General features: G+C 27.1%; 10 protein-coding genes, 5 tRNA genes and 1 rRNA gene. 1 reads left to right on the forward strand and 15 read right to left on the reverse strand.

The features are described 5' to 3' along the window. Positions 1–167: 167 nt before the first annotated feature. A complete protein-coding gene (locus tag HBE96_RS15920; protein WP_169298722.1) occupies positions 168–1,055 on the forward strand; it encodes a phosphatidylserine decarboxylase in 888 nt (295 codons plus the stop codon). Here HBE96_RS15920 and HBE96_RS26375 read toward each other — a convergent pair. The 15 genes from HBE96_RS26375 to rrf all read right to left on the reverse strand — a co-directional run bounded on the left by HBE96_RS26375 (position 1,052) and on the right by rrf (position 12,710). Continuing rightward, on the reverse strand, positions 1,052–2,692 hold the full coding sequence (locus tag HBE96_RS26375; protein ID WP_243186964.1) for a response regulator: 1,641 nt from the start codon (positions 2,690–2,692) through the stop codon (positions 1,052–1,054). The two genes, HBE96_RS15920 and HBE96_RS26375, sit on opposite strands and share 4 nt — an antisense overlap. After that, positions 2,689–3,822 carry a PAS domain S-box protein gene (locus tag HBE96_RS26380; RefSeq protein WP_243186965.1) on the reverse strand — a complete coding sequence of 378 codons (1,134 nt, stop codon included), beginning with the start codon at positions 3,820–3,822 and terminating at the stop codon, positions 2,689–2,691. The genes HBE96_RS26375 and HBE96_RS26380 overlap by 4 nt, the downstream gene beginning before the upstream one ends. A 190-nt stretch (positions 3,823–4,012) precedes the next feature. Next, positions 4,013–4,089, reverse strand: a tRNA-Arg gene (locus HBE96_RS15930). A 109-nt stretch (positions 4,090–4,198) separates the two neighbouring features. After that, positions 4,199–4,289, reverse strand: a tRNA-Ser gene (locus tag HBE96_RS15935). Positions 4,290–4,317: 28 nt separating this feature from the next. Further along, positions 4,318–4,408 (reverse strand) — tRNA-Ser (locus HBE96_RS15940). 68 nt (positions 4,409–4,476) lie between these two features. Further along, positions 4,477–4,842 (reverse strand): DUF1667 domain-containing protein, encoded by a 366-nt coding sequence (locus HBE96_RS15945; RefSeq protein ID WP_169298723.1) that lies wholly within the window; start codon positions 4,840–4,842, stop codon positions 4,477–4,479. 38 nt (positions 4,843–4,880) lie between these two features. Continuing rightward, positions 4,881–6,272, reverse strand: coding sequence for an NAD(P)/FAD-dependent oxidoreductase (locus tag HBE96_RS15950; protein WP_169298724.1), 1,392 nt, complete (start codon positions 6,270–6,272; stop codon positions 4,881–4,883). Between the two features lie 33 nt (positions 6,273–6,305). Then, entirely contained in the window at positions 6,306–7,091 is a 786-nt protein-coding gene (locus tag HBE96_RS26020; RefSeq protein WP_206154961.1) for a L,D-transpeptidase, read from the reverse strand. Positions 7,092–7,316: 225 nt separating this feature from the next. Beyond that, positions 7,317–10,031 (reverse strand): UPF0182 family protein, encoded by a 2,715-nt coding sequence (locus HBE96_RS15960; RefSeq protein ID WP_169298725.1) that lies wholly within the window; start codon positions 10,029–10,031, stop codon positions 7,317–7,319. A 6-nt stretch (positions 10,032–10,037) separates the two neighbouring features. After that, positions 10,038–11,201: a DUF362 domain-containing protein gene (locus tag HBE96_RS15965; protein WP_169298726.1), complete on the reverse strand. Its 1,164-nt coding sequence runs from the start codon at positions 11,199–11,201 to the stop codon at positions 10,038–10,040. A 26-nt stretch (positions 11,202–11,227) separates the two neighbouring features. Then, positions 11,228–11,743: a transcription repressor NadR gene (locus HBE96_RS15970; RefSeq protein ID WP_169298727.1), complete on the reverse strand. Its 516-nt coding sequence runs from the start codon at positions 11,741–11,743 to the stop codon at positions 11,228–11,230. A 97-nt stretch (positions 11,744–11,840) separates the two neighbouring features. After that, positions 11,841–12,335: an HDIG domain-containing metalloprotein gene (locus HBE96_RS15975; RefSeq protein ID WP_169298728.1), complete on the reverse strand. Its 495-nt coding sequence runs from the start codon at positions 12,333–12,335 to the stop codon at positions 11,841–11,843. Between the two features lie 99 nt (positions 12,336–12,434). Continuing rightward, a tRNA-Ala gene (locus HBE96_RS15980) sits at positions 12,435–12,510 on the reverse strand. A 3-nt stretch (positions 12,511–12,513) separates the two neighbouring features. Continuing rightward, positions 12,514–12,590, reverse strand: a tRNA-Ile gene (locus HBE96_RS15985). 3 nt (positions 12,591–12,593) lie between these two features. After that, positions 12,594–12,710, reverse strand: a 5S ribosomal RNA gene (rrf, locus tag HBE96_RS15990). Positions 12,711–12,720: the final 10 nt, after the last annotated feature.

Raw genomic sequence — 12,720 nt, forward strand, 5'->3', positions numbered from 1 at the left:
ACAATATAACACAAAAGTCAATTTTCTTAATAAACAAAATTTAACTTAAAACTTTCTCTTAACTAAATCAATATACCTTGAAAAATCTATTTAAAATTTGACATTTTGTAAATAATAAATGATAATTTAAGTTAGTAATTTTTTAAAAGCAAAAGGAGTTTAGCTCTATGATTAAATATTATAACAGAAAATCAAAAAAATATGAAATTGAACAGGTAGCTGGAGACACTTATTTAAATTGGATTTATTCATCTCCCATAGGAATGAGGTTTTTAGAATTATTAATTAAGAAAAAAATTTTTTCTAAATTATATGGTCACTTTTGTGATAAAAAATCTAGTAAGAAAAAAATTAGTTCATTTGTTAAAGATTTTAATATAGACTTATCTTGCTGTGAGAAAAAAATAAATGATTTTGAATGCTTCAACGATTTCTTTACAAGAAAACTGATACCAGCATCAAGGCCAATAAATACAGATATTAATTCCGTAGTATCTCCTGGTGATGGTAAGCTTTTAGCTTATAAAAACATTAACTTAAATAATGTTTTCAACATAAAGGGATATTCCTATAGTTTATCTGATCTTATAAATAATAATGAAGTTGCCAGTACTTTTGAAGGAGGCAGTTGCATAATTTTAAGACTATGTCCAACAGATTATCATAGATTTCATTTTGTTGATGATGGTATTTGTTCTACAACCACTAAGATTAAAGGAGATTATTATTCTGTAAACCCTATAGCTCTAAAAAAAATACCAGATCTTTTTTTTAGAAACAAAAGGGAATGGTGCATTTTCCACTCAAAGCACTTCGGTGAACTTTTACATGTAGAAGTTGGTGCTACTTGTGTTGGATCAATACTCCAAACATATACTCCAGATAAAAATATAAAAAAAGGTAGTGAAAAAGGTTTTTTTAAATTTGGTGGTTCTACAACAATATTATTTTTTAAAAGAAACAGTATAGTAATTGACCAAGATTTAATAGAACAAACTAATAATGGATATGAAACACAAATACTTATGGGAGAAAAAATAGGAAAGAAATTTTAATTCTTTCCTATTTTTTCAATTTTATCTAATACACTCTTCAATCTTATAGTCTCTAACTGAACTTTTTCAAAAGTTCTTGCCGCAGTATCCATATCATTATTTCTACTCATACTTTCAAGCTCATCAGCTAGATTTAATAATGATTTAGCACCTAAACTTCCTGCTACTTGTTTCAAATTATTAGATTTTATTTCTAGTTCAACAGCATCACCTTTGGTTATAGCTTCCTTTATATCCCCTATTTGATCAGGATAAGATTGTAAAAATATTTTAATTAAATCTTTAAAAATTTTCTCGTCTCTACCTGTAATATCAGCAACTTTATCTAAGTCTAAAATCAATTGTTCTTGATAATTAACTTTATTATTTTTTATAATTTGTTCTACCTTTGAATATATCTCAGTTGCAACTACTGGTTTTAATATATAATCATCAGCACCTAATTCCAAAAGTTTTTTCTTCGTATTCTCTGATGTATTACTATCCAGAATTATTATAGGTAAATGAGATTTTAATATTCCATCTTCTTCTTTCTTTCTAATCCCTTCAATACTTTTTATTGCGCCAACTTCATGTTTTTCAATATTAATAATCATAACATCAATCTTTTCAGTCTTTAATACATTATTAATTTCACTTTGATTAGATGCATAAAAAACATTCCATTTTCTTTTTTTTATTAATGTACTAATAAACTTCTGACTGACTATATCTTTTTCTGCTATAAGTACATTTACTTCATGTTCATAATCCTTATTTATCTCTTCCTTTATTTCATCAAAAAACTTACTATTTGAATCATTGTTTACATAATTGTTTCTATCTTCTATATTTAATGCAGTTTTAATTATAGTGCACAGTTCTGATTGTTTTATAGGCTTAACCAAATAATTATTTATTCCTAACTCTTTGCACTTATTTTTGCTTTTGTTTAATTCCATACCTGAAAGCATCATAATTATTGGGCTAGTAATATTTATTTCATTTTTTAATCTGTTTGCTAATACAAATCCATTTATTCCTGGCATAGACTCATCTATCATAATAACATCAAAATACTTATTAAGTTTTGCATATTCTCTAACAACAATAAGCCCTTCTTCTGCATTAGATACAAATCTCACTCCTACTTGTAAATTATCAAGTATATTATAAACTATTTTTCTATTAGTTTTATTATCATCAATTAAAAGTACATTTAAATTTTTTAAATAATTATAATTAATTATTTCTTGCTTATATTGTTGCAATTTAAAATCTAAAGTAAAAAAGAAACTAGTTCCCTTTTTATACTTACTTTCAAACCATATGTCACCATCCATTAGTTCTAATAATTTTTTCGATATAGCAAGTCCTAATCCATTTCCCTCATAATTTCTTATTTTATAACTGTTTATTTCATTAAAATATTTATTTAACCTGTTTATAACATTCTCCGTCATGCCAATACCTGTATCAATGACAGATACTTTTAAAGTAATTTTATCTAATTCGTCTTTTATTTTTTCTACGTATACTACTACTTCTCCCTTTTCAGTAAACTTTATTGCATTTCCTACAATGTTTATAATTATTTGCTTAAGCTTATAATAATCACCTATTAAGTTTTCATCTACATCAGGATGTATATATATCATAAATTCCAATTTTTTTCGTGAGCACGTATAGACAGTGCATCTAAAGTTTCATACAATATATCCTTTATGTTAAATTCAACTTCTTCAAGACTAACTTTTCCAGATTCCATTTTTGAAAATCCTAATATATTATTTACTATTTTCAAAAGTGATTCTGACGAACTTTTTATAATATTCATGTATTCATTTTGTTCTTCATCTAAGTTAGTATCAAATAACATTATATCAGTCATATCTATTATAGAATTTAAAGGTTTTCTTATTTCGTTGCTCATATTAGCTAAAAATTCACTTTTAGCTAAATTTGCAGATTCTACTGCTAATTTAAATTTTTGCAATTCCTCTTCTAGCTTTTTTATTTTTGTAATAGCTCTTGCTATAATTATTACTCCATCAACATTGCCATCCTCACCATATAATGAATTATACATAAATTCAAGCCAAGTATAATGTCCATCCTGCTTTCTATATCTTAATTCGTGATTTGTAATACTTTTATTTATAAAACCCCTATTAAAACAACTCATAGCGTTATCTAAATCTTCAGAATGAATATTGCTAAATATATGCTTTCCTATTAATTCATTTGGATTATATCCTAGTGCTTGTTTAACAGAAGGACTTATGTATTGTATTTTCCCATCAATATTAATTTTACATATTATGTCTGTCATACTATCTGTTATTTCTCTTAAGTTTTTTTCACTATTCTCAAGTTCCTCTGATACCTTTTTTAAATGAGTAATATCATCTAATATTACTGTAGTACCTATAAAATTATCGTTTACCTTTATTTTTTTTAGCTTTACCTTAAAATATAAATTATCATTATATGATTTATGCTCCTTTATAAAGCTAATTTCTGAATATTTTCCTGAAGAAAAATATTTTAATTCATTTTCTATCCATGAAAACTTTTCTTTTTCATTCACACTTTCTGGGTATATATTAAAACTATTATTTTTAAATAATTGAATTGCTGCATCATTTATATTATTTATTCTATTTTTATCATCTAAAATAATAACTGGATTAGGCATGCTTTCAAATATTGATAAGTACTTAGTTCTTTCATCAATAAATTTAGAATTCCATTTTTTTATGTTAGCTGTTTCAATAAATTTCTTCATAGTTATCTCCTAAATCTAACAAAAAATTTATTAAGTTTAAATTTAATTTAAATTAATAAAAAGTTCAAATTTTTTTAACTTTTATATTAATTTTATGATTTATAACAAACAATGTCAACATACACATATTAACTGCCATATTCGTTAACAAATAAAAATCTGCAAAACTAATCGTTTTGCAGATTTCTTATGGTGCGTCAGAGAGGATTCGAACCCCCGGCCAACTGGTTCGTAGCCAGCTACTCTATCCAACTGAGCTACTAACGCATATTAACATAATCATATTAACATAAATATGAAAAAAAATCAATTTATATTATTAAATCTATAAGACACTTAATAGATAAATCAAAAGCACCTATATTTAGGTGCTTCATGGCGGAGAAAGAGGGATTTGAACCCTCGCGCCGGTTACCCGACCTACGCCCTTAGCAGGGGCGCCTCTTCGGCCACTTGAGTATTTCTCCATGCCCTACATTTATAAATATTAAAAAATGGCGGAAAGATAGGGATTCGAACCCTAGGTACGGTTACCCGTACGCCGGTTTTCAAGACCGGTGCCTTAAACCAACTCGACCATCTTTCCTTGTCTGTTGACATGTATTATTATATCAACATAATTCAAACATGTCAACACCTTTTTTTATATTATTTTTATTTATTTAATCTAATCATGCTTTTAGTACATACTATATCTACACCAGTATTTAAAATGTTTTTACAAATTATATCTCCTGCCTTTATTGGGGCACCTACATAAAGCCTACTTAATGCCTTAGAACATTCTATCCAAAATTTTTTATCTAATGGTTTATTACTTTTCACTGGAACAACATTAGTATCTGCTCCTTTTATTCTAACTAAAGTAGTAAGAATATCCTTATTACTATTAATTTTAAAACATGCATATTCTATACCTATATTACATAAATTACCTGAAACTTGTATTGATTCATCATACTTATCTATGCCTAATATACACTTTTTATTACATTTATCACAAATAATTTCTCTTATCAACTTAAGATTCCTCCAAATTATTATATATCATCAAATTATTATATATCATCAAACTCTTTAATTCTGCTTAGCATAATCTTTGAGTTTTTAGAATCTTGAACTATATCAGTAATTTTTTTGTCAGTTTCCCTAGCCAATATTGATGATATTTTACTTAAACATTGAGATCCCATACAGCTTCCAAATGCTACTCCTGTCCTTCTCTTTATTCCTTCTATTGTACGTGCTCCTAAAGGCCTCCTAATTGAATCTATTATTTCACCTTCACTTATCTTCTGGCAATTACATATTATCTTACCATACTTAGGATTTAGTTTTATAATTTTGTTTCTTTCATCATTAGATAAAGATCTAAATCTATAAAACTCTCTTCTCTTATCTACAAAGTCCTTCTTTAGAACACAATTTAAATTGCTTACTATACTGTCACAAACAATTTTCCCAATAGCAGGTGTTGTTGTAACCTGATTGTAATTCTTTCCTGTAATTTTAATATATCCATTGTCAATAAGACTGTCATCTATCATTAAACTATCATTGTAAAATGATGATTCATAAACAGTATTTATACATTCCTCATCTATGTTACCTATAAAGTTGCCAATTTTTTTTATACTTTCCTCACAAGTTATATTTTCATTTGTCTTCATTGCTATTATAGAAACACCTTCAATTGAAGGAATTGCGTACATTTTATCTTCACTTTCATTTAAAGTAGATATTATATTTTGAAAATTACCGCTAAACTCCTTTTCCAATAAGAAATACCTCAAATTACTTATACTTTTATTTACCTTATTAAAACTATCTATGCTGTAGTTTTCCCCCGGGGTAGTATTTAACACTGTATTGCATGTAAATTTATTTTTATTTGTAATTACCCTAAACCCTTTTGACATCTTCTGTATGTCCAGCACTTTTTCTTGTAACTTGAAATTTACTCCATTATCAAATGCAATTTCCCCATACGCTATTGCAAGGTCATAAGGACAAATGATTCCTGTATTTTCTGAATAAAGAGCCTTCTTTACATTTATATTTAAATTAGGTTCAACTTTATATACCTCATCTCTATCTAATAAATGTATTCCTTTTATTCCTCTACTCATTGATATGTTGTACATATTTTCAAGTTTTTCTTTACTTTTTTCATCTTCTGCAATAATTAAATGCCCGCACTTCTTATAATTAACATTAAATTTATCTGCAACCTTTTCTATAATGCTATTTCCCATAACCTCTAATCGTGATATTAAACTGTCTTCACATTCACATCCATCATATACAATAGCACAATTAATAAGTGCTACGTCATCTGCTATATCATAATCCTGCTCAATAACAGCTATATTTAAATTATATTTTGAAAGCTCATAGGCAGCTGCACAACCTATTATGCCTGCTCCTAATACTAATACATCATAATCCATAACTAACCTTCCTTTCAAAGATCTACAGTAATTTTAATAATGTATAATTACTGCTGAATTCTCAGGAATGTTTTTATATATCCACTCAGCATCACTTACAGATATTCTTATACACCCATGAGAAGATGGAAAACCTATTTTTTTTCTCTCATCTTCTATTATATTACCTTTTTTATCTACTGGTATAGAATGTATTAGATAATTTGAAAAAAATTTAATATAATATCTTGCCCCTTCTTTATATTTATTACTATAAAAATATTCTCCTTTGGTTTGTATATAAAATATTCCTAGCGGCGTTTCCGTATCCTGATTACCCATAATTCCTGTAGAACACGGTATGGTTTTTATTACATTTTCATTCTTTATAATATTTATATTCTGCTTAACCAAATCAACATCTAATGTATAATATGTTTTTCTGTACACTATACCTTTTAAATTATCCTTATCATTTTTTATCCATCCCATCTTTCCATAATTATTTTCTTCACAGAAAATATAACCATTTACATTTTTATAAGCTACTACAACATCATCCTTAAATAATTGAAAAAGCACTTTTCCCTTTCCCGAATTATCTTCGTATACATTTACCTTATCTGCTGCTATATAATACGTTTTTTTAAAACATGTATTTGAAGAAAATATAGCTACATCATTAACAGTTTTTTTATCTAAATTTGTTTTATCATTATTTTTATTTAAAACTTCCGTATTTGCTTTGTTTTGTGTGTTATCATCAAACTGTACCATAAATGCTGGTGCAAATATAAAAATACAAGTAAGTATGAAACTAAAAATTATAGTCTTTCTCAATGCTTATTCCTCCAATTTAATACTGTATTCCTATTATTTGCACATATACTATAATTTAAACCTGTATTTGTAAATTTCACACCCATCATTCTATAATTTGTAATCTACACTTAATATATATTTTTAAGTTACTTATTAAATTTCTACTTTCCAAATATACTATGAAAAATTTCTATAAAAAAACAAGAAGAAATTAAATTATTTCATTTTCTTCTTGTTTTTTTACTATTTATTCATTTGATCTATTGTCTCTCCAAGTTTTTTTATATATTCACCATACTTAGCCCAATCACCATTTTTCTGTGATTCCATAGCTTTAGTATATAATTCTTTTACTAACTGCATATTTTGTATATTCTTATTATTACCTGAAATAGTTGCATTATTATTTAATTCTTCTTTTTTACTATCATCATTATAATTAAACACTTGTTTAAGAGCGGCTTCTATATTTTCTGATATAATTATTTTATCACCATAAGAAACTATAACTCTTTTCATTTCTGGTATACTGTTTTTTCCGCTGGCTCTCAAATACATAGGTTCTATATATAATAATGAATTATTTATTGGAACTATCATAGTATCCCCAAATTGTACTTTAGATCCATCCTTGTTCCATAAAGCCAGTTCTTGTGATATTGTAGTATCTTGATTTAATTTCTGTTTAAAAAGGTATGGACTGTATATAGTTTTTTGAGGCGGGAATTTATATAACACCATTTTCCCGTAGTTATCTTTGTCCATTCTGGCTCCAAATAAAGCTACCATATTATCTTTATTTCTCATATTAAAATATTGTAAAAGTATCATCTCTTCATTTTTTTCATTTGGAAGTTTCATTACTACATAAGGTGATTCCATAGCATCCTTTTCTCCATCAACTTGTTTTTGGTTTTTAGATACCTCCCATAAATCTTCACCATTATAAAAAACTCCCGGATCAGTCATATGATATTTTCCTAAAACACTACATTGAATCTTAAATAAATCCTCAGGATACCTAAAATGTTGTTTTATATCATCGGATAAGGTTCCTACATCCTTGAATAGCCCAGGAAATATTTTAGAATAACTTAAAACAATAGGATCATTCTTGTCCACTATATAAAAATTTGTAGTTCCATCTGATGCATCTATTACTACTTTCACAGAATTTCTTATATAATTTAAACTATCTTGAGGTTGTGAAAAAGGATATCTATCTGATGTAGTAAAAGCATCTAAAATCCAATAAAGTTTTCCACCACTAATAATAATATAAGGATCTTTATCATACTTTAAAAATGGTGCTATTTTTTTTGCCCTATCAGATATATTTCTATTAATGAGAATTTTACTTTCATTTGTTATATCTCTAGATAAAATAAAGTTTAAATCCTTTTCATTAGCCGCAAAAATCAGCTTGTTTATTAAATTCATCTTTATGCCTGCTGCACCATTATAATTATTTGTTTGATTAGTTCCACCTTTCGGATAATCAAATTCACTTATTTTTGTGTTTACTATAGCATATTTGTTTGTTTTTTCTCCAAAATATATTCTTGAATTTTCAAGTTTTATATCTGTACTATTTTCAGGTGGTATGTTTTTTATTACAAAATCAGGTTGTCCTTCTGATGTTACTGTATTAACTTTACTCATTACGACTCCATAACCATGAGTATAAACTAAATGTCGATTCTGCCATGTATTAGGATCTAATGATTGGCTATTTACCTCTCTTGCTGCTATAAATACCTGATTAGTTTTTCCATTTATTTTATATCTATCTACATTTATATCATTAAATCCATAATAATACCTTATGTTTTGAACTTGATTATAAAATTCTAATGCAGGTTTAACTGAATTTATCCTTATATTATCTATAGTCTCTTTATTCTCCTGTATATTCTTCTCAGTTAAATTTTCCTTTACTTCAAAAGGTTTTGCATCAATATCAGCAATATTGAAAGCTTTTCTTGTATAATCTATATCATACTTTATATAAGGCTGCTCTAATGTTTTTTCATTTGATTTAACAATAAAGTTTTGTACTCCAGTAGACACAAATCCTTCAATTATAACTAAACTAACAATTGAAATAACAGATATAATTATAGGTTTTATCTTTGATGTAATTATACTCCAAAACATAATTATAGCTGCAATAAGTGCTACTATTATAATAATCTTATAAAATAATAATGTTACATGAGTATCTGTATAACTAGCACCAAACGCAACACCTCTAGTGCTGTAGACTAGATTAACACTTTTTAATATGTATCCTAAAGAAACACATATCATTATAAGAGAAGAAACAACAGCTAGCTGCTTTCCTGCAAATCTAGTAAGTCCATTATTAAAAAAACTTACATTATTAAGTTTCTTTTTAAAGTTTCTTGCTGAGTACATTCTGTCTTTAGCACTCAATACAAAATAAGTTATAAAAGTAATAAACACTAAAAACATTAATAAGGTTACTAACTCTGCATAAATAGATTGAATTAAAGGAAGTTTAAATACATAAAAAGATACATCCAAATTAAAAATAGGATCCTTCGTGTTAAACTTTACTGAATTGGTAAATTGCAATATTCTGTACCAATAGTTAGCAGAAAAAATATATGACATTATAAAAGATATTATTGTGTTAAATGTAAAAAATATTTTTCTTTCAACACTACTTCTTTTTGTATTTACCTCTACTACCTTTTTAAACTTGATAATACTAAGTCTTAAACTTTTATAATATATCCATATACCAATAAAACTAATTATGAACATGGGTATCATGAGTTTAAAAACAGCTGCTATTTTAGTAAAGTATACAGATAAGTATCCTACCTCCTTAAACCATTCTACATTTACTATAAAATTTATAATTTTTCCTGCAAAAAAAAATCCTAAAAATATTATAAATATAGTTGCAATAAGCATTAGTTTTCTTTTCACCTTTTATCACCTCTTATTCATTTTTAACATTTTTCCAAGAGTTGAATATTTAGTTTCTATTGCACCACAGGGACATAACTCTTGACAGCAAAAACATCTTATACATTGTTTCATATTCCATACAGGATATTTTTTTCCTTCTTTTTCAATGATTTTTATTACTTTTGGTTTTTCAGGGCATACATTTAAACATCTAGCACATGCAATACACTTCTCTTCTATCAAAACAGGATCTGGTGCAATTAAATCTCTTAAAAAATTAGTTACTCCAGGACTTATAAAATAAAAATTTCCTCCCTTCCTGCAAAGCTCAAAATCCTTTACTAACATATCCTGAATTTTTTCACCTAAAATTTCTATATTTTTCACAAAAACTTCTCCCCAATTATGATCATAAGCTTCTTTCAACACTGGTATATCTAATGGGTTATCATAACCTATAATCTTTGTTGCAACTGAATCAACAGCAGTTAAACTTTTACCCATAATTAGAGTATTTATTTTTTTAGGCTTTCCACTTTTAGGCCCATTACCTTCCATAGCAACAATACCATCCAGTATTGCAAAATTTGTATTAACTAATGTATTTAAATCTAAAAGCATTTTGCAGAAATTATTAGCATTGGGCATCCTAGTATGCCATGTAGCTTTTAATGTTCCTGGTATACAGCCAAACTGATTCTTTATTGCTCCAGTATAATATGCCATTGCATGAGTTTTTAATTTTGGTAATGTTATAAGTACATCTGATTCATAAGGAGCTTTAGCTACAGTCCACGACTTGCATAATATAGATTTATCTAATTTTACATGTACAGACTCTTTAAAATCTTCAAACTTTACATTATATTTTTTTCCTACTTGAAGTAATCCTGATCTTTCAGCTGCTTTATTAGAATCTCCAAATCCAGGTGAATCTCCAAAGGATATATCCGTTGAATAATCTTTTATAATTCTTATTACAGCTTCAAAAACATTAAAATTTGTAATTACAGGAGATCCAGCTTGTTCTATAGATAACATATTAGGCTTTAATAAAACTTTACTGTTATAGGGTATAAGTTCTCTTAAAAAACTATTTCCACCTAATAACTCAAAACCCTCTCTTAATTTTTTTTCTATAAGCTTTACATTATAATCTTCGCATTTTAAGAGTGCTACCTTTTCCATAAACTATCTCCATTCTTAATAAATTTTTAATCTGATATTAAGTAATTTTTTTCTTTTAATTCTTTAATTATATTTTTTATTATTTCCTCATTTTCTGCTACCACGGTATGTAAATGAACGCCTCCAGTTAAAATTAAAAGGGGTTCTGCCTTATACTCATTTATTCTCTTTATAAAATTTTCTATATCATAAAACGTTTTTATCATGAGCATTCCTCTTATCTCTCCATATAGTGAATGCTCTACAATAACATCTTCTACTATTCCTCCAAACTTAATTATAGTTTTAAGTTCATCTTCTATATCTCCAGTTTTATGTGAAAAAGCCATAACCCTTTTTACTATACTTTTTTGTTCTTTAGATATTATATATCCTTCTGGTGTAGCTATAATTTTTTTACCCTCTGCCCTCAATATAGCTATATCCTTTACTATTATTTGCCTTGTTACTCCTAATCGCTCAGCTAATTCATGTCCTTTTTCAGGATTGATATTCTTTTTTAATAGTTCCTCTATATACTTTCTTCTTTCTTTCGAATCCATTTCTACCTCCAATAAAAAGTTTCAGTTAAGCTAAAAATAACAAATGAATTTATAACTATATATTACCATTATCTTTCATTAAATAAAATCCTCATCATCAATTTCTATCATCACACATTTTAAGTATATTCAGTTCCACATCTTCTTTTATTTCATCATTATGATGGTTTTTAACTAAATATAATATTCTATAATCGCAATTATATCTTTTTAATATTTCATAGCTTATTTCACTATGATTATAATAAACATATAACTTTTGAAACTTAGATAACCTTTTCAAACGTCCTTTTGATAACTTATCTAATATCACAATAATGGATTTATCTATTATTGTTAACTTCTTTACACACTTTCCTATATCATGCAGTAATGAAGCCTTTAAAAGAGCCTTAGAATTTATATTTTGAGATTTACAAACTCTTTCTACATCATAAGCCACATTAATACAATGTTTTTGCTCATGTACTGATAAATTTAAAAATAAATTTAGTTCCTGTGTACTTAAATTCTTTTTTAAAAATTCCATATCTTTATTATTTAACTTAGAATTTATAGCCCAATAAAATTGTTTTATTCTATAAAAACTCATAAAATACAACTCCTTTTTATAAAACTGTATCTTAATTCATAAACAAAGTATAATAATTTATAAAAAAAAATATCTGTAATATAAATTACAGATATTTTATGGTGGAGATAAAGAGACTCGAACTCTTGGCCCTCTGCGTGCAAGGCAGATGCTCTCCCAACTGAGCTATACCCCCATATGGTGGACCTTCAGGGACTCGAACCCCGGACCTACCGGTTATGAGCCGGTTGCTCTAACCAACTGAGCTAAAGATCCTTAACCTGGCAACTACCTACTCTTCCACAGGGCCTCCCCTGCAGTACCATCGGCACTATAAAGCTTAACCATCGTGTTCGGAATGGGAACGGGTGTTACCTTTACGTCATTATCACCAGATTCTTATTTA

The organism is Clostridium muellerianum (assembly GCF_012926525.1).
Classification (GTDB): domain Bacteria; phylum Bacillota; class Clostridia; order Clostridiales; family Clostridiaceae; genus Clostridium_AM; species Clostridium_AM muellerianum.

Coding starts and splice junctions, on each gene's coding strand:
- HBE96_RS15920 (WP_169298722.1), top strand. CDS start 168: ATGATTAAATATTATAACAGAAAATCAAAAAAATATGAAATTGAACAG.
- HBE96_RS26375 (WP_243186964.1), bottom strand. CDS start 2,692: ATGATATATATACATCCTGATGTAGATGAAAACTTAATAGGTGATTAT.
- HBE96_RS26380 (WP_243186965.1), bottom strand. CDS start 3,822: ATGAAGAAATTTATTGAAACAGCTAACATAAAAAAATGGAATTCTAAA.
- HBE96_RS15950 (WP_169298724.1), bottom strand. CDS start 6,272: ATGGATTATGATGTATTAGTATTAGGAGCAGGCATAATAGGTTGTGCA.
- HBE96_RS15965 (WP_169298726.1), bottom strand. CDS start 11,201: ATGGAAAAGGTAGCACTCTTAAAATGCGAAGATTATAATGTAAAGCTT.
- HBE96_RS15970 (WP_169298727.1), bottom strand. CDS start 11,743: ATGGATTCGAAAGAAAGAAGAAAGTATATAGAGGAACTATTAAAAAAG.
- HBE96_RS15975 (WP_169298728.1), bottom strand. CDS start 12,335: ATGAGTTTTTATAGAATAAAACAATTTTATTGGGCTATAAATTCTAAG.